Annotated in this window: 18 protein-coding genes; 8 read left to right on the top strand and 10 right to left on the bottom strand. The window is 50.0% G+C overall.

The genetic code is table 11. The annotated features are described in order from the left end of the window. Positions 1 to 13: 13 nt before the first annotated feature. Complete coding sequence (locus CKW35_RS03125) at positions 14 to 718, bottom strand: hypothetical protein (RefSeq protein ID WP_095115034.1); 705 nt, start codon at positions 716 to 718, stop codon at positions 14 to 16. Between the two features lie 188 nt (positions 719 to 906). Between CKW35_RS03125 and feaR the strand changes: the two genes are divergently transcribed. Both feaR and CKW35_RS03115 read left to right on the top strand, forming a co-directional pair. After that, positions 907 to 1,887, top strand: coding sequence for a transcriptional regulator FeaR (gene feaR, locus CKW35_RS03120; protein WP_095115032.1), 981 nt, complete (start codon positions 907 to 909; stop codon positions 1,885 to 1,887). A gap of 381 nt (positions 1,888 to 2,268) precedes the next feature. Then, entirely contained in the window at positions 2,269 to 3,357 is a 1,089-nt protein-coding gene (locus tag CKW35_RS03115; RefSeq protein WP_143499729.1) for a hypothetical protein, read from the top strand. A gap of 125 nt (positions 3,358 to 3,482) precedes the next feature. Here CKW35_RS03115 and CKW35_RS03110 read toward each other — a convergent pair whose 3' ends face one another. Beyond that, positions 3,483 to 3,767, bottom strand: coding sequence for a hypothetical protein (locus tag CKW35_RS03110; RefSeq protein ID WP_095115028.1), 285 nt, complete (start codon positions 3,765 to 3,767; stop codon positions 3,483 to 3,485). Between the two features lie 506 nt (positions 3,768 to 4,273). Then, positions 4,274 to 5,587: a phospholipase D family protein gene (locus CKW35_RS03105; protein WP_095115026.1), complete on the bottom strand. Its 1,314-nt coding sequence runs from the start codon at positions 5,585 to 5,587 to the stop codon at positions 4,274 to 4,276. A gap of 657 nt (positions 5,588 to 6,244) precedes the next feature. On the opposite strand from CKW35_RS03105, the gene CKW35_RS28495 reads away from it, so the two are divergent. Further along, complete coding sequence (locus CKW35_RS28495) at positions 6,245 to 6,448, top strand: DUF2513 domain-containing protein (protein WP_256583344.1); 204 nt, start codon at positions 6,245 to 6,247, stop codon at positions 6,446 to 6,448. A gap of 136 nt (positions 6,449 to 6,584) precedes the next feature. Then, positions 6,585 to 7,310: a hypothetical protein gene (locus CKW35_RS03095; RefSeq protein ID WP_143499727.1), complete on the top strand. Its 726-nt coding sequence runs from the start codon at positions 6,585 to 6,587 to the stop codon at positions 7,308 to 7,310. 198 nt (positions 7,311 to 7,508) lie between these two features. Here the strand turns inward: CKW35_RS03095 and CKW35_RS03090 are convergent, their stop codons facing one another. Further along, on the bottom strand, positions 7,509 to 8,294 hold the full coding sequence (locus tag CKW35_RS03090) for an HNH endonuclease (protein WP_095115022.1): 786 nt from the start codon (positions 8,292 to 8,294) through the stop codon (positions 7,509 to 7,511). Between the two features lie 677 nt (positions 8,295 to 8,971). On the opposite strand from CKW35_RS03090, the gene CKW35_RS27710 reads away from it, so the two are divergent. Beyond that, positions 8,972 to 9,358 (top strand): hypothetical protein, encoded by a 387-nt coding sequence (locus tag CKW35_RS27710; RefSeq protein WP_143499725.1) that lies wholly within the window; start codon positions 8,972 to 8,974, stop codon positions 9,356 to 9,358. A 113-nt stretch (positions 9,359 to 9,471) separates the two neighbouring features. Here CKW35_RS27710 and CKW35_RS27705 read toward each other — a convergent pair whose 3' ends face one another. Continuing rightward, entirely contained in the window at positions 9,472 to 10,281 is an 810-nt protein-coding gene (locus tag CKW35_RS27705) for a hypothetical protein (RefSeq protein WP_143499723.1), read from the bottom strand. Between the two features lie 350 nt (positions 10,282 to 10,631). Further along, positions 10,632 to 14,450, bottom strand: coding sequence for an anti-phage defense-associated sirtuin Dsr1 (gene dsr1 / locus CKW35_RS03080; RefSeq protein WP_095115018.1), 3,819 nt, complete (start codon positions 14,448 to 14,450; stop codon positions 10,632 to 10,634). A gap of 218 nt (positions 14,451 to 14,668) precedes the next feature. Between dsr1 and CKW35_RS03075 the strand changes: the two genes are divergently transcribed. Both CKW35_RS03075 and CKW35_RS03070 read left to right on the top strand, forming a co-directional pair. After that, the gene (locus CKW35_RS03075) at positions 14,669 to 14,959 is read left to right on the top strand and encodes a hypothetical protein (protein WP_095115016.1); all 291 of its coding nucleotides are present in this window, start codon (positions 14,669 to 14,671) and stop codon (positions 14,957 to 14,959) included. 129 nt (positions 14,960 to 15,088) lie between these two features. Next, positions 15,089 to 15,937, top strand: coding sequence for a hypothetical protein (locus tag CKW35_RS03070; protein WP_177434955.1), 849 nt, complete (start codon positions 15,089 to 15,091; stop codon positions 15,935 to 15,937). 212 nt (positions 15,938 to 16,149) lie between these two features. On the opposite strand, the gene CKW35_RS03065 is transcribed toward CKW35_RS03070, so the two are convergent. The 4 genes from CKW35_RS03065 to CKW35_RS03055 all read right to left on the bottom strand — a co-directional run bounded on the left by CKW35_RS03065 (position 16,150) and on the right by CKW35_RS03055 (position 18,766). Then, positions 16,150 to 16,515 (bottom strand): histone-like nucleoid-structuring protein, MvaT/MvaU family, encoded by a 366-nt coding sequence (locus CKW35_RS03065; protein ID WP_095115014.1) that lies wholly within the window; start codon positions 16,513 to 16,515, stop codon positions 16,150 to 16,152. Positions 16,516 to 16,765: 250 nt separating this feature from the next. Then, entirely contained in the window at positions 16,766 to 17,089 is a 324-nt protein-coding gene (locus CKW35_RS27700) for a hypothetical protein (RefSeq protein ID WP_143499721.1), read from the bottom strand. 278 nt (positions 17,090 to 17,367) lie between these two features. Next, entirely contained in the window at positions 17,368 to 17,829 is a 462-nt protein-coding gene (locus tag CKW35_RS27695) for a hypothetical protein (protein ID WP_143499719.1), read from the bottom strand. A gap of 31 nt (positions 17,830 to 17,860) precedes the next feature. Next, positions 17,861 to 18,766, bottom strand: a complete 906-nt coding sequence (locus CKW35_RS03055) for a hypothetical protein (protein WP_095115010.1) — start codon at positions 18,764 to 18,766, stop codon at positions 17,861 to 17,863. A gap of 183 nt (positions 18,767 to 18,949) precedes the next feature. Here CKW35_RS03055 and CKW35_RS03050 point away from each other — a divergent pair, with 183 nt between their 5' ends. Next, positions 18,950 to 19,195: a helix-turn-helix domain-containing protein gene (locus CKW35_RS03050; protein WP_095115109.1), complete on the top strand. Its 246-nt coding sequence runs from the start codon at positions 18,950 to 18,952 to the stop codon at positions 19,193 to 19,195. Positions 19,196 to 19,335 lie beyond the last annotated feature (140 nt).

Raw genomic sequence — 19,335 nt, 5'->3', positions numbered from 1 at the left:
AGCAAGGGATCGGTCAGCCCTGATCGCCCCAAAACGTTGCGCTGAAGTTGTTCAATCTGCCAGTGTATTGATCCCTTTTGGCCTGGAAGGTTTTCGGGAGCAGGCTGCCATCACCTCCCTCCTGGAAATATCGTTTGAGATCATGCAATGCCAAGCCTGCAAGGTGCTCCCAAACCCTATACAACTCAGCCTCCTCTTCTCTTGCTCTGACTGCCGCACTAGGCTTCCGTTTGGGTTGAGGAGATAGGTAAGCTGGTGCGAAATGATGTGTATGAGTGAATTCGATGCTGCCGTGCTCCCATGGATCACTAGCACCGCGACGCCAGCGGTAATTCACAGAAACTGAAAGCTGATTGCTGAACAGGTATGGCTGGCCCACATAGTCATCAACAACAAAAAGCTCTTCTTCTTTTTGCTCTCGTTCGACCCTGTCCTGCATCTGTCCCACAGCCGAAATCAACGCACTGCCAGCTCGACGGACATCCATCTCTGTCTGTACGCGCTTTTTAGGGGCCTTGGCCGCCGCATGCGCTTGTACAGCTCGGTCAAATATCCGCAGTCGTTCGGCGATGTAGTCACCACAAGCGTAAAGGCGAAGATCGCTGAGCCCAGATAGGCGCTCTTCACGCAAGCTCTGGTCAACAAGCCTGTACAGCAGTTCGACATCCAGAGCAGCGATAGCCTCTCGCTGTTGGGCAGGGACATTAATTTCGCTCATTTCCTATCCTTTTAGAACCTTCTAATTATCCATGCGAAGCGATTGCTCCATGAAGGCAGCTTCGACAGCCCCCTATGCACAGATCATTATCCCTCCTGAAAATCCAGTAAGCATGCCACCCCAAATGAGCAGACACTCTTACATGTGTCAATTCAAGGTGCAATCGAACCCTGCTCGGCTAGTGCACCATGAATCATCCATCGACTCCCACCGATCGCTTACACGGGTCAGCCGGCTATCAGCTTTGGGAGTCCACGCTTGCTGAGCAATGTGGCGCGTTTCATTCGGAACCACCTCGAAACCACGGGATAGAGAGCTTTGAAGGCGTTATACTACCGGCTCACATGGCTGTGCCTGGCTACGCTGGAGCGAGAATTGGCGCCAACTGCCCTCACATTCTTCGCAATGTGAAGGACATCAAGCATGACGGGCATGACTTCTTCTACGTCGTGCATCAGGTAAGCGGGAACGCGGTCATGGATCACTGCGGCACCCAAAGCGTGCTCAACCCGGGTGATCTGGTACTCTTGGATAGCTCCCGCCCCAGCGATTTCTACTTTTCTGGAATGTCTGAACAGATTTCCCTGATAATCCCCCGGCATAAGCTGGTCAGCAGCCTTCAGAACGCAAAGCTAATGCTGAACCAGAAGATATGCTCGACCTCTCGAATTGGTTCAGTTGCAGGATTCATTACGAATCAATTTTTTACTGATCCCAGTGATAGTGATGAGCTGGAGGCAGTGATGGACTCACTCATCTGCCTCATTCGCCCTGCTTTTACCTCCGCTGATAACTCATCATCCTCTTACAACGAGAAGGTGCAGAAATCATATTTTGAGAAAGCGCAGCGCTGCATCGAGGCCAAGCTTTCTGATTTCGAACTTACGCCAGAGATGATCGCCAGTGAACTTGGTACCTCCAAGCGGACCCTGCATCGCATTTTTGCACAGCATGGCCTATCAATTGGTCGCTACATTTTAGATCGAAGGCTCGACAAGTGCGCTTCAGAATTTGAATCTGACGCAGACATACAAAAGATATCTGCCGTTGCATTTGCCTGGGGCTTTAACGATGTCAGTCACTTCTCCAGAGCTTTTAAGACGCGATTTGGAGTATCGCCCCGGGGGTTCAGACGCAAAGGATCCTTGCCTCAAGATATTTTTAACTGACCATTAAGCTGTGCAGGACTAAACCTGCGCAGCAATCTCGCAGGGAAAAGCCTGACGAGGTCTCTCTATCGTAAAGAGTCGTATTGCCCCCACGTGAAACTTTCCTAAACACCCCCACATTTAGCCGCTCAGCCAATTGTCATCTACTAGATGCCAGGAAATACGCTGCATACTAGTGCCTTCTCGAACTCCAGGTCGCCCCCTGTTCACTGTCAGTGTAGACATACGGCACTGGCTTTGTGTATTTTGACTATAGTTTAACGTAGCAACACTAGCTAGCATACTCGCTATTTTGCTGGCACAAATGCCTGCCTCTAGCTATCGCGAGGTCATTTACAAACCCTCACTAACACCAACTATATTTAACGCTATAGAGACCTCATGAAAATTCACAAACTCACACTTTACATACTTTTAGTTACGAGCATAGCAAGCCCAGCAATAATCCTTATACTATATCGCATGCACATGACAGGTGAAATATCAAACGACCCTGCACACTGGGCAGTTTTTGGGTCAGTGTTAGGAGGAGCATTCACACTAGTGGGTGGACTGGCAACATGTTTTACACTGCTATTTCTCTACGGTCAACAACGACGAAACTTGCAGGTAATAGAAAAGCAGATGGCCTCGCTAACTTTCGAACAGTATACGCAACACGTCGAGCATTTTAAGAACTTCATGAACCCAGTCGGAAAGCGGAACAGGATTGAATTCGCAGACTTGGACAGGCTGTACCAAATTATATTTCCTTACAACAGACCTACCTCATGCAGCTTCTACAATCAGACTGATCAACATGGCCATAACGTTGCAGACGCATTAAAATCCACAATAGCTGATCTCGATATTTTCTTGCGAAACCCAAAAACACAGACAGCCACAGAAAACATCGTCATTTGCTTACTCCGCATGAAGGAATCACTCCTTCTGAATTTCGACCAACACTTTGCTGGGAATGGGAAATCTACATTTCAAGGTCGTCAAACCGGCATATTTCTTGACAGACTAGAAGTACAAGCCCGTGCACTCCAAAATGTTTTTGATGAGCTATTATTTTTCAGTGGTGATGAGCGCACGCCATCATTTGGAAAACTGGCGAACTGGCATGATCCGGTGCGAGAGCTTGTGAAGATTTTGCCAGCCCAAGAAGCTGGTGCATTTAGACTCGACGAAGGAACTAATGGAGTGCGAGGAATATCGAAACTCCATCAACTGACACAGCAGCTTGACAGCATTCCCACCCTAAAAAGCGAGATCGAACAAATATATTTCGGGGACAAATTCATTAATATGCTTCAGGCTTCTTTCCTGAGAGCCCAAGGTCAGAAATTAGCTCAAATCCTTAAAAGCGAAACCAGATACAAAGAAAACAAAGAACTATCAGACTTCTCCGAGATACGAAAAATCTTGGTTGGCGAGCTAGATTACAATTACCTTTACTTCGAAGAGAATCAAGACGCAACTTAACTAGGAACTTTTACGATTACCCTATAAATTTGCGTAGGCTCAGAACCAATTAAAAAAGGCCGGCATTCTTTCGAGTGCCGGCCAAGCTGAGGTACCAAAGGTGAGCGTCCTCAGAAGATATGACCTTAAACCTCGTTCAGGACGCGCCCCAGGTTTGCGTAAATTTGCGGATTTCGCCATTTGTGCCAGCCAGCCAGGCACATGCCGGCGGCTGCTACGAACAGCATGCTGAGCGGTATCAGCGAGTTGAACACTGATTCGCCGCCAGTCAATAGCGACATGTTGTTGATGATCAGAACCACACCAAATGCAAGGGCGAGTGCACTAAGTGCGGGAGCAATCAGTCGCTGCCAGATGCTGACGCCCATCGGGTTTATGCGGAAGTAGCGAATCACCGCGATTGAAGCCAAGCACTCAAGGCCGCTCCCGCATCACACTAGTCCTTGGTTGTAGTAATAGGTTCCCTTCAACCCGGGAACCTATTCCACCACCCACTACACTTTGTCAGAAATCCTTGGTTCTTGGCCGTCTATTTGGCCTGGTCTAACGCTGACCGCGTGAAAGCTTTTCCCGTAAGCCCCCCCTTGCGGACACCACATCTCGTTCTGCTCCATTACGATCGCCTCCCGAAGCGAGCTACGGCGGAATTCTTAAGAAACACCCCCCATAACATCGGTGCGACACTTGATATGAGGGTTGAACCGCTCAAGCGAATTGGTGCCGCGCAGTTGCCGTGCATAGTGGTGTCTTTTCAACGACCGCATGGGTCGTCAGCGGCCACTTGCGGCCGTCCGCTATCGACCCTAAGCTGCCCTTGCTGGAGGGCCAGCTCTCGGTTAACACGGCGCTGATAAATGGACAGTTCTGATGAGCCATCCGCAACTGCGCAGGTTACGGGGCAGTCCAGTGTGGGATTTCAGTTTCTGGTGGTCGCAACAAGAATGGGCTTTGTACCGTTCCGCCCTTTAAAGACCATTGTTACATCGACTACCGTATCCATTCCCTCAAAAAACACGTCCGCGTTGACCCCGTCGAGCCGTTTCTTCAGAGGGGTAGTGCTGGTGATGTGGCGGCTCAATAGGCTTTCAAAGTCAGCCGTATTGCTATCAATCCAGTTCTTCAGATCGGTTCTGAGCTGATCGATTGGCTTGAGCTTTTTACCCGTGGGCTTTCGCTTGGGTCCTAGCGTGTCGAGGACGCTGATCTCGTCGATTGAGTAGAGAACCGGGACCATACACAATTCGGTCCCGTTCTCGTTCTTCAAGATGGCAATAAGAGTAGTGTCGGAAGGCGCCCGAGCAAGATCTTTTGGGGTGACGGAGAGTGTCACATCCACCCGATCGAAAGGCTTAGGCAGAATCCCACCAATGGTCATGCTTTGAGCGAATTTCGTGATTTGTTGGCTCGCAAGCCTTGCCCAGCCGACCTTCTGCTGATTGAGCACGCATAGGCAACGGCTCGACTTAATCATCCGGGGGAGTTCGATGCCATCCTTCCTGGTCCACTGGAGCAGATCAACCTTCGCATCGAATTTCAGTCGTGCAGATCCCTCAGATGGCTTTACTATTCCGGTGTATTTCGTGCCGGAAGGTGCGCCAGACCGCACGGCAGCACCAATTGCAGCTAGGTTCTTAGCCTTTCGTGCAGCTCTCTCTTGTTCCTGCTGGTCCCGAGCAACCTGGACACGGTTGGCTTGGTAGGTATCAGCTTCACCCTGAATCTTGGACATCGCTTCGTTGAATTCTTCGAAAGCCTTTTTGGCTACGCGAACATCCTTCTCCATCCGCAACACCCTAACCCAGTCGATCAATTCCAGATCCGGGTCGTCAATCCAATCATTGACCACGCTCCGAACTCGGTCACAAGAATTAGCTTTACTATTATCGAAACAAACACTTAACTCCTTATTTTTCGAGGCCCCCCTGAAGGTAAGATTTTGGCTGCCGAGTGTGACGAAGTCAGCCTCGTCCATGATGACTTTCGCATGAAGGTCCTTTACCTCGTAAATCGTGCACTTGTTCATGAGCAGCAGCTTGAAGGCAGTGATTGATGACGCCTTACAGACGAAATCCCTCACCTCGAAGCGTGTGTAAAACGTTGCTTGCTTCTTGGCCAAGAGCTTAAGCGTGCTGTTTGTTGTGATGTAGGGGGACAGTACTGTCAGAGGCGTGGTGGCTTCTCGGATCTGCCGATTCCATCGAGGAGCCAAATTAGTTCTGATGCGGATCATTCAACCGTCCCTGTCTGCCTGCGCACGAGGTGCAGGGTATATTGGAATACCTCCAGTATAACGCCGGCGCAGCTGACAATCACAAGATGCAGCCTCGATCGGCAGAGAAAGGCTAATAGCGGACCACCCTAGAAATGACCAACAGACAGTGAGCGGGCGATAGTCCGCCGATGGGGCGTTGGTGTCGCCTGTGGTGTTCGCTCTCCCGTACCCTCACCACCGTGCTCTGACGTGCGAGTGATGGAGTTCCCTTAAAGGGAGGGCAATGCTAGCGCAGGAGGGCCTCAAAGCGTTGGTATTCCGAAACTACAACGGCGCCGAGCACTAGGCGTGCGCCCCCCAATTCGGCGATGGTCGGCAGGCCGATGTGTACCGTTCCTGTGCCATTGAACGTGGGCCTTGATTCGACTAACTGGTGAAATGTCCTTGCCCGCGTATCTATATTTGATAATGTCCTTTGTCACACAAAGGACGTGGGATCCTCGATGAAGCTCGACAAAGATTTGGGGCGCGAAATTCTGCTGGCCATCGGAGCCAACGACGCCCCCCTGACTCCTGGATTGTCATCCCCATTGATAACCACGGCAACGCTGAGGTCTCCTATCACGTCGGCTGCTGCACGAGGCCGGGCTCATTGTGGCGCAAGACCTGTGTTCGATGAGTGACTTTGATTGGCGGCCAAAACGGCTGACCATTAGAGGCCACGAGTTCCTCGACACCATTCGAGATCCTGAGGTTTGGCGTCTGACCAATGCCGGCGCAGAAAAAGCTGGCGGGGTGAGCCTAGCGGTGATGCTGGCATTAGGCAAAGCCTACGGCAAGCAAGTGCTCAAGGATCGTCTGGGTATCGATCTGCCATGATCGGACTTCTCCTGATGGGCTTGGTCACAGCGCCAGTCCCGGCACTGGTCAGTCATACCGGTGAGCGCGCCGGAGTGCGTTTTTTGAAGTCTTTTACCGCCGACATCGCCCCATTAATTCGAGAGAAATTTAAGAAGTGGATAAAGTAATTAAAGCAGTCCTAGAGTGGGGTTCGCCTAATTATCTAAAAAATGACGCGGACGCCTTTGCCAGCCTAAAAGAAATTATGGAAAAGGAGAACCTCCCTACATCTGATGACGACATCAATAAATTTTTGGCGGAGCAAACTCTTACGTACCAGAAGCACATTGATCACTACTGGCTTCTCACGGATCTGATGCAAGATTTCAAAACCACGAGCCAGCTTTATTTTTTAAACCTTGAATTGACAATGCGCCCTGACGACGCAGGAAGGAAATTGGATAGACAATCCCATTTGAGAATTCACCTTATCCTTGCGGTCATCAATTATGCCAAGCTCGTGGAAATAATTGACTCTTACGGAAAAGACAGGTTAGATCTGAACGATCCTGATCTATATGCAAAAATCAGTAAACTAAAATTATTAATTGAAAAGAGCGGGCTATACAAATATCGAAGCACTTACATTGCACACGCGCTCGTCAAGGAGCGAGGGAATAGCTTTGCGCTTCATTACAAGGATGGTATAGAATCGATAAAGAAAATTTTTTCAACGTTTATTGAGAAAGACCCAGCCCAGCTTAATCTAGACGGCGACGTAAACGATTTCTTTTTGAAAATCTATAACGGGAACGACAAATCCTCTGTGGTTTATCTGATTCACGATCTTAAAGAGAGGATTCGATCTGTAAAACTTCACGGATATAATATTATGCGTTAACATGCATTCAATATTTCTAGCATGGAGCAGTCTGCTACTCCACTGCTGCCATGAGCGACGGCTGCTTTTGGCCGAAAGCGGCCCTGTATTATGGGCAATAGCTGACCAAGAGCAGCCATATGAATCGCAGTTTTCACCCATAGTGATCCTTCGCGGTAGATCGCATGGAACTACAGAGCCTAAGGCTTTTGAAACTTACTACCAAAATACTGGCATAGAGTTTGACGTAACCACCGTTGTTCCACTTTTTTCACCATTGCACTTTCCGCAAAGAACTTGCAAGTTGGTAGGGTCATTAACCCCTTTAAGGGCGATAGGAACTATATGGTCAATAGCCAGTTTTCCATAGGTATGGAACAAAGATGTTAAGTCCGTCTTACAAATTGCACATAGACCTTTTTCTCTACAAAACAACGCCCGCTCTAGCCATTTCGGCCAGTACGTGCATCGTGGCGTTCGTTCTTCCAGGCTATCAGCTATCCTGAGATTAAAAGCTTTCATTGCTTCACGATCAGCAAAAAGCAATGTAAAAACCTCTGTCACCAACAGAGATGAAAGGCCGTCCATAGCGATATCTTCTAAATACTCACTAAGGTACTGAAATTTCAAGTTGTCGATAATATCGTTTGTGATTTCTACCGTTTCTCCCGTCTCATCGTCGCGATATTGTTCCGCCACATATTCCTCTAAGGTAATATATTGAATACCATGCGAATCCAGCATTGCAAAAACAGGAGTGACATCTTCATATTCCCATCCGCCACCACCAAAGTAAAAACTCAAGTCTTCACGAATTACATAATCAATGTAATCGTGTAAAATTGTTTTCTGCTGAGGCTTCGCGGCCTGCACTTCCAGATCACTTGCAACATCTAACGGATCAACCGGAAAGTCATTTTCAAATATTGCTTTTCGCACCTTGTCAGCATATCCGTACGACTCGGAAAAATTAAAAACATGACAGGCTGCTATATGAACACTCATAACCTTACCATTTTATAGTAGATCCTTATTTTGCACCTACAATAGTTCCTAATTTGCAACATGTCTACGCTATCAATCAGCCATATTTTGGCTTGGTCAAGCTCTCCTACAAAAAACTGGTGAATCAATCCTAGTTTTGTAGTGTGCTCCAAGCCACAAGTGAGGCCTGCTAAGCGCTACCCAACCGTTCGCTTTGGCCGATTGCTGCCCCTCGCATCAGGCTGCTTTGGGTCCAGGCTGTGCGAACCCCCCGCTGCTTTTCGATGATCGCGCTCGTACGTGAAATCTGAAAAGAGATGGCGGCTCAGCAGACCCAGATTTTGCGTAGACGCGCAATTTTTAGCCACATCGGTCGAGAGGTTTTCACACAGCCTGGGTCGATAGCTGCCGGCCGAGGATGACCGCTATCAGCCCATAGCTGACGGTAGCAAGAGGTAGAAACCGGTCAGGAGCACACCTTCGGATACGTCTAAAAATCATGGACGATTCATAGTCTAGCTTTAGCGAAAAATCATCCTACGAAACGCTTGACTCTGGCGCTCGTCAAAATTACCTTCTACCCGTCCTTCTCGATCACATCGAGAAGCTGACAAACCTATCTACTTTCGGTTGAGTCTTTTTGAAGTTGCACGAAGTGCCTTCTTGACTCTCGTATACCCTCTCCTTGGAGATCGTTTATGCCCGCCTACTTTAAGATCGAAGTATTTTCCAATATTCTGCGCTATCTAATTCTCGCGGCTCAAGCCAAACGAGTAGTTCCTTATAACGAACTAGAGAATGCTTTTGGCCTTAGCCATAATATGGCTGGTTATTACGCAGGAATTGTTGGGGACTTTTGTCACGATAATGACTGGCCATTATTAAACTCACTCGTTATAAATACTACTACCTGTATGCCCTCAGAAGGCTTCGACGCCTATTTAGACGATTCGAAAATGAGTTGGGGGGAGTGCTTGGCCCAATGCTGGAAGCATTTCCATCTGACGACGTCTCGGGAACACCAGGTAAGAAATTTTTCGGGCCTCACATTACTCGTCCGTGAATGGGGTAAAGAGGGGGCTTGACTCAAAGGAGACGGATCTATTTTCTGAAAAATAGATCCGTCTCCATTAGCTGTGTGATTTTTCTGATCGTGGCTGACAGGCGTCGATTTAATCTGGCAGTTAGATATAGGTTGTTAGTTTTCAGATTTGCCACTCTCTATACTACAGCAGATGCCAAGACTTCTAAGTTCAGACTCCAAAATAGCATGTTTTTCAAAGGGTAAATATTCTGCTATCAGGACTTCCTCTATTAGGTCTGACCAGTTGAATGGCAGTTTGCAGAGGCTGTTTTTAACTTTTACTCTATTTACTACGAATTGATTTTCCGGCATATGGGAATATATAATTCTTATCTCTCTTTCATGCTCCAAGCTGTCACTTAGGGTGGAAGCTAATAGCGCGCCTTTTTGCCCTAACGAATCGAGAAACGTGGTGTAATCGTTGCTCGCCATTAGATCATCCAATACCTGGTCGTCTTCATAAATTACTTTGACTGCAAAATAATGCAGCATGAAATAATTGTCTCTTGTGTCCATCAGCCGGTTCATGAATTTCTGAAGAGATACTTTTATGCGCACTCCTGTTCGCCCCTTAAGGAACTCTGTCCATCGCCACTTTTTATTAACGGGGTCGTTTGTCCAACATGAGGCATAATAATTTTCTAGAAAGCCGAGGGTAAAGCTCTCATTCCCCTCTGTAAATCGTTTATTTAACAGTGGGTTTTCTAAAGGATCCGCGAAAGAGTCCGGACCGACTTTAACAAGAGTTATCTCTGAGTTTTTTATATCCTCAAGTAAAAAGTCCGCCCGACAAATTCTGTATATGAAAGATTCTGGATCGATATTAAGTGAGTTTCTTTTTATATATAAGCCTTTCAGCTCTTTATCGCTTTTTCCTTGAAACCTCAGCTGGTTTATCTCGTTATTAATTGATTCGTTGATCAACGGTTTTCCTCAGTGAAGCCAGAATAGAAGTAACGTCATTTATGTTTATCCTAGCAAAGGATACCATTTTATAAATTTTGGTCTACTTTCAAGGCAAATGCTTCGCAGATCGCTCCTGGTTTCTTAGGCTGGTATGTAGGTCGGCTTTTGGCCGATTGCTGCCCCGAACGAAGGGCAGCTTTGGGTCGATAGCGGTAAGTCGTGATCGGCTGCTTTCGACCCACTGCGGCCAGTCACGGCAGTCAGCTTTCGGCCACAAGCGCTCGTTCCACCTGTCCACCAAGCTACAGGCAATTCAGCGCTCTCACATTATCAATTCACACAGCCCGCCGGTCAGAGACGTTTCTCGGTCAAAGCACTCCATGACGACGCGCATACTCAGCCAGCCTGCGGTACTCTGCACTGTCAGTTAAGCGCGCCTGCGCCTGAATAATCTCTTCCAAACATGGAAGAAGATCAGGAGATAGCCAAGCTTGATCATCCACCACCGCCGCCAGCAGACGCAATGCATCCGCCGGGAACGCTGTGCATAATCCTGACTCGCGTAGCCTATGCACGGCATAATGCATATGCTCTGTGGGGACCAGCCAATCGTAGACGGCCTCCAAAGCGGCAGGGAATTCGTTACCAGCGGCAATGGACATTCGGATCAATGACTCAGCGATGATAGGTGTCACTAGCTCCTGAGATTTTGGCCAAACGTGTTGCCAAAAAGGCAAAATCCGATTCTGCCAGTACTCCTCCCGCTGCTCCCCTGCCCCTTCCAGCGCTTGCGAAAGGGATTGAGCAGAATCTTGTAACGCCTTCAAAGGAAAAGCAGCAAAAGCCAGACGGAACTCCTCAGGGCTATATCCTTCAAGGGGGCCTAGGGCTGCATAGGTGAAAATCGCAGCGAACTGCTCATCGTGCTCCCCTAAATCCTCGTAATGGCCAGCGGTATCGAGGAAATCAGCCTTGAATGCCAAAAGAAGCGGGCGATATAGACGCGGCGACCAAAGGAACCCCTCCCACGCCCTTCTAGCTTCAGCTGGATTGTTAATCCAGCTGAAAAGTGGAAGTAGATTAGCTCTTGTCCAGGCCTCATCAACTCTGAACAGGGAGATGAGTCTGGACGCGAGCAAAACCCTGCCATGACGGTATCTCTCCACTCGTGCGTCACATAGCTCCGTGAATAACAGACTGATCTCCTCTGGGAGTCTATCGTCATCGCTAAGCTCAGGTTTCTGCCATATATTCAGCAGTGCTTGAGTTACGTGGCCAATCGGATGGTTGATGGCTTCGGTAACCGGCTGGTTGATCGGTTCACCATTACTGGTCATGCCCGTGTCAGCATCGAGGGGCAGCCCCATGACTCTGCGGCAAATCCTCAAGAATACTGCGAGGCCTTCAAAACTGGATTTGGACACCTCATCAAGCCAACGTGTGACATCGTAGGTGGCTTCGCTAAGAACCTCATCCGGCATTGCTTCAATCCATGGCGCGACGTGACGCCACGATTTTCGAGCAACACCTGGCTCACTCCATGCTTGTAGAGCCTCCCGCCAACGCTTCGCAAGCCACTGTCCCTCCTTCGCTAGTTCCACCAGAGCATAGAGGCTGTTGAGAAGATGCTTTTTACAGACTTCCCTCCAGGTGTCCTGGTCAAAAAATTCATTCTCGCCCGGGGGATTTCGCAGCCATTGAACGAGCGCTTCACGCTTATAAGGCGCAAGCCTGATAACTCGCTGCTCCTCGAAATCTGGGTCTCCGGTGCCGCTCATCCAATGAGAAAACTCATCGCTCTCGTTTTCCGCCAAGCGCAGATGGGGGTAAGCCGCAGATAACTCATCAAACCGTTGCTGAGCACGATTACCGAGGATAACTCCACCCGATTGGAGCTTCGCCAAGGTCCTCCAAACCGCATGATCTGCACGCTGTTGGAAGCGTTCATCAGTAATGTCCTCTACGAAATTTTCTCTTGGAGGCCCGAGCAAAACCACCGCCTCCAGCATTTCTTGAGCCGCCAGAGGTAGCCTCTGCCCTTGCAACACAAGCAGGCGATATACCTCTCGTTTCGTAGAGATTGACCACAACCACCGCCCATTCTCTATCAGTAGCCATTCAGCCCACTCATCTGAGGGAATAGCGCCATCCTGACTCGCTGCAAAGAACGCCAAACGCTTAAAAGTGGGGTACGGAATCTCAAACCAACCGCGCGCGATCTTCGCGGCAGATTCAGGATGCTGTCCGAAATTAGCCAACCACGAATCGCGGACCAGCTCAATGAGGACCACCCATTCACGGAAGCCACGGTTCTGCCAATGATGGCTAACAGACGGGAGATCCCAGAATGAACGATCCTCAGAGGAGTCAGCACTCTCTAATTCCTGCAAAAGGTCCAAGGCGTCACGAAGCAATGCCTGGAAGTCTTCAAGAAGCAACGGCAAGGCCGACGACCACTCTTCATGGGAAGATTCGGAGAGCGTGGATCTCACATGATCAGAGCTTAATACCAACTCCCAATTCACTAGATGGCGCAGGTTCATTGGTGATACGTCCACATCGTCCGACAATCGAAAAGGCTTGGATATGGCGACCACGGGCGAAAGCAACATCCGCAGTTGTAGTCGAAGGCTCGCAGTCAATCCATCCCGTTTTAATCGCTCGGCCCAGCCGTAAAGATCCAGCTCTCGCCAAGGCGACTTGATCCGCTCAGCTAGGAACAGCCCCCACAGTTTGCGCATGAGAGGCCTTGGCACCGCCCTCGGGGAGCTTTTCCGGATCGTGTTTAATTCAGAGGTGTTCCCTTGGTTCTCCAGCTTGGCTAGCTGCCCCAATTTATCCTGGATTAGAAATGCAAGACGCTCATGGGCGCAGGCCCCTCGGGCAGAGAGCCAAAGTAAGAGATCTGGATCATCGAGATGCCTCACAAGCCATCGAGCTATATGGAACATCACATCATCCCAGTAACCCGAACGCCCTTCCAAGAGCGTCATCGGCGCTGCCAAATGATACGGAGTTGGCCTTTGAACCAGACTGAAATTGAGCTTAGAGTCAGGCTCCGAGTGGGCAGGAATCCCAAAGCGCCCGAGATCTGAGTGGCTGTAACGTGGATCACTGAACGCTTCCAACAGCCACTCTAAAGACGGGGCGGGGCTGAAATCTGCAAACCTACGCGCCGGTATTCCTGACCTATCGGAGAGCGCCCACATCATACGTCCGACAAAATCATCCTGCCGAGTGCTAGCTGAGGGCTTGGATAGAGCGTGGGTGGTTACGATCCGCTCTTTCCCAGTCGTCCCATCTTTGTACGTCTCAGCCCAAGCCTTCAGAGTCTGATGCAGCCCTCTATGTGAGTTAGCCCCAGATTGGGTGTGATACAGAATGGGAGCTACCCCTTTGGCCTTCCATTCGGCAGTCTTCTGGCTTTCATCCCCAGGGCTACAGGAGCCGAATGCCCATGCTTGTGGAGTGATTTCGCCAAGCATACGATCAGCCGCCAACGCATCCATCATGTAGCGCAAAACTGGATCACTGACACTGTATCCGACGAAGCAAACCACGTAGTTGCGGAATAGCTCACTGACGAATCGGGCTGCCCAACGCTCAGTCAGGTACGCAAGCCCGAAGTCACCGCTTGTGATAACGAGTCGGTTGAGTTCGTGCAGGCTAGGTTTACTCGGCAGCAAGCCGTGCAGGTAAACCACCCCATCCCAGCGACTTTTTTTAGGAAGCGGAAGCATCGGGGCAGAGTAGGAACTGAAGGGCTGCTTTGTGCGCCGGGCTGCGGCATCGAAGACTCGATCGAAATTTGTTGTGACAAGACGCAGCGCACCGGTCCGACTCCTCCCCAAACTTAGTAACGCTGCGTGGGTGTCTGTTGCCCCTTTGCGCCGAAGATTGGGCTTTAGTGCCCGAGCCAGCGCTTCTCTAACGGCGGCCCGCCCGTTCGGCAAACGCCGCTCAAGTAGATCCAGGGTGGCGTCGAACTGATAGTTTTCGAAAGCCTTCTGCTCAGCACTGTCGAAAGTGGTTAGCGCCTCTTTGTAGATCAGCTGAACTAAGCCTTTGAAATCCAGCAGCCCAGCTGGGTAAGAGATGCCTGCTCCGCAAAAGAAAACTACCCTTCCCTCTTCATGGGCCTGAAGCAGCTCGTCTGGGATATCCGGACCGTTCGTTACAAATTGCATCCCTGCGCCACCCTGTGCTTGATGGCGACAAGCCATCTATCGATGGCCTATTTAGCACGGGTGGCATGTTTTTACCATCGAAGGTAGCTAGAGAAGGTTTACATCCGGAACATTTAGAAGATGAGTCAAAGGCTTAGGTGTTTCAACGTCGCCCTCCATGATCACCTGAAGAGCGACGGGAATCCGTTCAGTGGAAAGGTTGGTTTGGCGCCAATAGCATGCCCATACCTAAAAATTTCGGGTTGGCATTTGATCGAAGCTCCATGGGGATTTCTGCTGCGGTCGACGGGCTTGGAGTGGTGCTGGAGTCCACTCTGCTTGCGGAGCGAGAGATGGCTACTGGAAAGCTCGTCGCTCCGCTCAAAGGTATCAGCCAGTCAGTTCGCTACGTGGCTCACCACTTGGTGCACCCTCGACGCCTGCGTCAACAAGAGGCCGTTGCACAGTTTAAAATGTGGCTGTTCAAGGAGTTGGCGATTCCCTCATCCGTCGTTCCAGAGCCTGATTGATTTTCAATCTGGCAAAAGGCTACAAATGGCCTGAGCCACCAGCAGGGCACGCAGCACTGGGGATGTCCGTTGGAGTATTAAGGGCGGTGGTTCAACACAGATCTTTGAGTGAATGCGAGGAAGGATAAATTGCTGAAGTTCGATAATTCGTGGCGTTTCAGTTCACCGGGACCAGCCCCGCAAGGCGTTATCAGGGAGTTTTATGATCTGATCGAAAAAATTGTGGCGCAGGGGGACGTGTGGAAGTCGGTTGAACAATGCAAAAGCAGTTTCGGCGGTACAGGTCGCAGTAGCAGTCCCGATTGGGCGTGGAGCGATTTGTCTCGACTCATGGATAGATCGGCTGAGAACGCGCCTCTATTTATCGAAGCTTTTTGGAAGTGCTGTGTAGATCTCGAACGTTCCGGCCTTGGCGTGCCAGGGGTCGAATATATCAACGCTGTCCTGGCAAAACATGATGCAGGCTATGCAATACAGCTGCCTGATTTGATCGCTACGCGCGCTTATACACCAATCCCTGTACCTCGGTCCGCGCCGTCACTAGATGAACAGGCACGCGCCCTTATTGATGAGTGCCTAGCGGTATCGGAAAGGCTGCTGGATGCAAACCAGGGCCGGCGTGCGGTCCAAGAAATTTTGTTCCTTCTTGAGTCAATCGCGACCGCGTTCCGGGGTACGAGCGAAGACAATTTGAGCATTCAAGGAAAGTACTTCGGGCCAATCATCAATGAGATGAAAAAGCGGCAGCGGGGGAAGGCGCAGGAAAGCATCCTAACCTGGATGACAACATTGCACGGTTACCTTTCTTCGCCAACGGGAGGCGGGGTACGCCATGGAACCGATCTGAAAGAAGGCATTGCGATTCAGCCGCACGAGGCGCGCCTCTACTGCAACCTCGCGCGCAGCTATCTTACCTTCTTACTGGAAGAACACGATCAGCAAACCAACCCAGCGCCCTCAAGAGCATGGCCGCAATGATCGCCTCAAGGAGGGTCAAGCCGGGGCCGAACAGATTCCATGGAAGCTCGCAGTCGATCAGCCTTGGGCAGTTCGGGCCTGAGTGTCAGGCTACCGGGAGGTCGGAAAATCTTCCCCTCTCCCGATTACCACTCAGAACTACCTCTTTCGGCGATTGAATCGAGCCCGGGGCCGGGGCTCTGGCCCCTGCCCTTCTTAGGATCTGCGCAAAATCACTTACCGATCCACGACTCCACTTCTTGCGCTCCGTATTCCTGCTTCCACTGCTTGAGTAGCTTGTGATTTCCACCTTTCGTCTCGATCAGCTCGCCGTTGTGCGGATTACGGTACACCTTCACCTCCCGAGCCTTACGGGAGGTCTTTGCCGGCGCCGCCGTGGGCGCACGGCGCGCAGCTTGTGGGTCCAGGATATTAATGACATCGCGGAGGCTGAACCCGTACTTCTCCAGCAGGTCTCGAAGCTTCTTCTCGAACTCGATCTCGCGCTTCAACGACTCATCATTCTTCATGGATTCAAGCTCAGCCAGCTGGGCAGCCAGCGTTTGCTCAAGCTTCCGATATTCGGCCAGTCTCGACATCGTGCTATTCCTTTTGTATGTGAGGTGCTGCAACCAGCACGCAGGAATTTTACAGCTCTACTGTGTACATACAAGTTCGACGTACTGATCGGCTCACGGGTTCCACTACTAAGGCAGTAGTGGCACGACGAGAGCGAGCGTTGCGTAAAGCCCCAGAGGCCAAACCTAATTTTGTAGCGCCGAAAGTGCTCGTTGCGGAGCCTACAAGGATCATCAAGACCAGGACGTGGCTAATCGAACTACTTCAGAGTTATCGACATAATCCGGAATTCATCTGGTCAAATCCACGAGTGTCGAATACGTATCCCACCGGCGATTCTCGCCCAATGATACCTTCGGTTTTAACCGTCAATTTAGCAGAACGCTGAAGCTCCGTGGCCAAACGGCTTCCCTGCGGCGCCTTCAGTTCGGCGTGCTGCCAATCCAACGGCCATTTCTCCCGAAACGCTGGCTTAGCATCAATAATGAAGCTCAAATCGAATGTTTTGTTACTGCCATTAGCGAGCCCAAGCATGTAAGGCATTGCGTCTAGCCGTACTGAACGCTTGCCAGCGAAGCAGTCTAAGGTCAGCATCAGCCGTCTGCTGGCAGAGGTGCCCAGGATGCTAATCGCTGGGGTCGTCCCGGACACGAAGTAACCCCTCGTGCCAGTGCCAGGCTGGGTGGCTTGCTCGGGCTTCAGTCGGAGCCAATTTCCGATGATAACCGAGCCATTCGCCCTAACCTTTGAGCGGCATTGCTCTGGCGCTCCGCTCGCAAGCGTATCGCAAAAATCTGCATAAGCAGTCACAGGCCCTACTGCCCATGCGATCAGAAAACCAATCGCCCTAATTTTTAGCATTAACCGAAATCTCATTTCTCAAACGACTCAACCATCAACGATGCATATTTCATTGTATGAAACGTATTGAGAAGAAACAGAGTGACAGGCGTCAAAATCAGACCAAAAACCATCACAATTAGCCCCATCGAAACTGGGAGAAGGCCCCATAGACACCAATAAGCGAATTGATTGGAGTGATCATAAGACGCTCCTGTGGAGAGATTTTTTAACGCATATCCTTCTAAATGGCCCTTCTTGAAACGACCAACCACTACGACTTCATCACCATCATGAAGACTCACACCTTTCTCGTGTTTAAATGTTGTCGAAACATTATTTAACCGGAAAGAAAATTGATCACTACTTGAGATCGAGCCCGTCACCTTGCCTGTGAAAGCCCCAGTCTTCACGTGACCAGTAGTATGAACACTAGTATGAATAATGCTGACCTTGCCAACGAGTCTAACTAGACCCTTTTTGATCTTTTCCACGAAAATATACCTTAGTGACTTTGATGTCAGGTCACAGCATTGCTTCAGACAAAACCTGACCAGAGGCGTCCATCAGTAGCACTCGCTGGGGAGCGATCAGCACAAGTCTTTCTTTGACGAGATTTCCGCCAACTTTTTCACGCTGAACAGATTCGACATATCCATAAACCGCAATCTTCAATTGGCTTCTCTGAGCCTCGATCTTTCTAGCAAGCTCAGGGTTTTCTACTTTGAAGCGCACCCCTGAACCGCCAGAAAACCCAATCCTCAGCTCAGTATTTGTAGTTCTGAAATAGCAGCGCTTCTGATCGCTACCTTTCAGATTTTGGGCAAGCCGCATCTCTTCTTTAGAATACTCAAGCTTGTCCGAGAACAAGCAGTGGTCAATTTTGAAAGACATTTCATCGAAATTATAATGCCCTATTTCTAAGCTTACGATCTTACCCGGCTCGCTTAAGAACTTTACGGACCTAACGCCTTCGACCTTACCAGCCTCACGCTGAGTTTCAGCAATTATTTTCTGCTCTAAATCACGCTTCTTGAAAGCATCGCTGGTATTGCCATATTCCCTCCCAAGCTTAAACACAAGAACATCATCGCTACCCTCACCCAATGAGGTTTCGAGAAGTGATGCGATATCTCTTCCGTCTTCATCCCAGGTTCGTAGATTATTATATAACCTAAACGGGGTCTCAGGCCGAAGGATGTCCAAGGATGACGATTCGTCGCCTTGTCCTGGGCTTGGAAATTTCGCGATCAAGGTTGAATTCAAGTCATCATAATTCTCTTCATTGCTCTCTACATGAACGGCGACCGAGGATGACTCAGGTTGTTTTGACGCTTTTTCTTCATCGTTACATGCGGAAAGAGCTGCCATGGCCACAAAAGTAATTGCATACGTGAACGAGCGCGGGATTCTGGGTTGCCGGTGATTCATCAAACATCCTTTTAACAAAAATGGTGCAGGTAAAACGGCCTCGGGCCTAACCAAAAGCTTGTACCTATGTAGCGGCTAGACCCTCGCCACAGCGGCTGTGCACGCCCATGACGCCCAGAGAAAAATGCTTATGGGTCGTAAATGCCGTGGCCGTTAAAGCATCATACGTTGCAAATTTTGCGCATGGCAAGAATTTCAGCAGCATCCGACAAGGACGGCGACCTAGTTAAGCTGGGTGGGTCCATTCGCGCGCGGCGAACCGCGCTCGGTTTTTCCCAAGAGGCGCTTGCTGACGCCGCAGGGGTAGATCGCGCGCACATGGGCAAGATCGAACGTGGGGAAAGGAACGTGACGTTCCTGAATATCGCCAGAATTGCAGCTGCTGTGGGGTGGAAACCGTCACAATTGCTGGATGATGCCGGGCTCTGATCACCTCCCTGACCTACCAAGGCAGACTAGATTCGCAAAGCATCAGAAAGCGCGTGCCGCCGATGGTCACGTTGACCTGGTTCATGCGGCATCTCCGTCACCTCTATGCTTCACACAAGCTTGAGATCAAGCTTTCTAGG

The organism is Pseudomonas sp. Irchel 3F3 (assembly GCF_900187545.1).
In the GTDB taxonomy this organism is placed as follows: Bacteria; Pseudomonadota; Gammaproteobacteria; order Pseudomonadales; family Pseudomonadaceae; genus Aquipseudomonas; species Aquipseudomonas fortuita.
The sequence above is the reverse complement of the archived record's forward strand: the minus strand, read 5'-3'. Positions and strand labels throughout refer to the sequence as shown.

Bases quoted from the DNA above. Each gene is read 5' to 3' on its own strand.
- CKW35_RS03125 (WP_095115034.1), bottom strand. From the start codon at position 718: ATGAGCGAAATTAATGTCCCTGCCCAACAGCGAGAGGCTATCGCTGCT.
- feaR (WP_095115032.1), top strand. From the start codon at position 907: ATGAATCATCCATCGACTCCCACCGATCGCTTACACGGGTCAGCCGGC.
- CKW35_RS03115 (WP_143499729.1), top strand. From the start codon at position 2,269: ATGAAAATTCACAAACTCACACTTTACATACTTTTAGTTACGAGCATA.
- CKW35_RS03105 (WP_095115026.1), bottom strand. From the start codon at position 5,587: ATGATCCGCATCAGAACTAATTTGGCTCCTCGATGGAATCGGCAGATC.
- CKW35_RS28495 (WP_256583344.1), top strand. From the start codon at position 6,245: ATGAGTGACTTTGATTGGCGGCCAAAACGGCTGACCATTAGAGGCCAC.
- CKW35_RS03090 (WP_095115022.1), bottom strand. From the start codon at position 8,294: ATGAGTGTTCATATAGCAGCCTGTCATGTTTTTAATTTTTCCGAGTCG.
- CKW35_RS27710 (WP_143499725.1), top strand. From the start codon at position 8,972: ATGCCCGCCTACTTTAAGATCGAAGTATTTTCCAATATTCTGCGCTAT.
- dsr1 (WP_095115018.1), bottom strand. From the start codon at position 14,450: ATGCAATTTGTAACGAACGGTCCGGATATCCCAGACGAGCTGCTTCAG.
- CKW35_RS03075 (WP_095115016.1), top strand. From the start codon at position 14,669: ATGCCCATACCTAAAAATTTCGGGTTGGCATTTGATCGAAGCTCCATG.
- CKW35_RS03065 (WP_095115014.1), bottom strand. From the start codon at position 16,515: ATGTCGAGACTGGCCGAATATCGGAAGCTTGAGCAAACGCTGGCTGCC.
- CKW35_RS27700 (WP_143499721.1), bottom strand. From the start codon at position 17,089: ATGCTGACCTTAGACTGCTTCGCTGGCAAGCGTTCAGTACGGCTAGAC.
- CKW35_RS03055 (WP_095115010.1), bottom strand. From the start codon at position 18,766: ATGAATCACCGGCAACCCAGAATCCCGCGCTCGTTCACGTATGCAATT.
- CKW35_RS03050 (WP_095115109.1), top strand. From the start codon at position 18,950: ATGGCAAGAATTTCAGCAGCATCCGACAAGGACGGCGACCTAGTTAAG.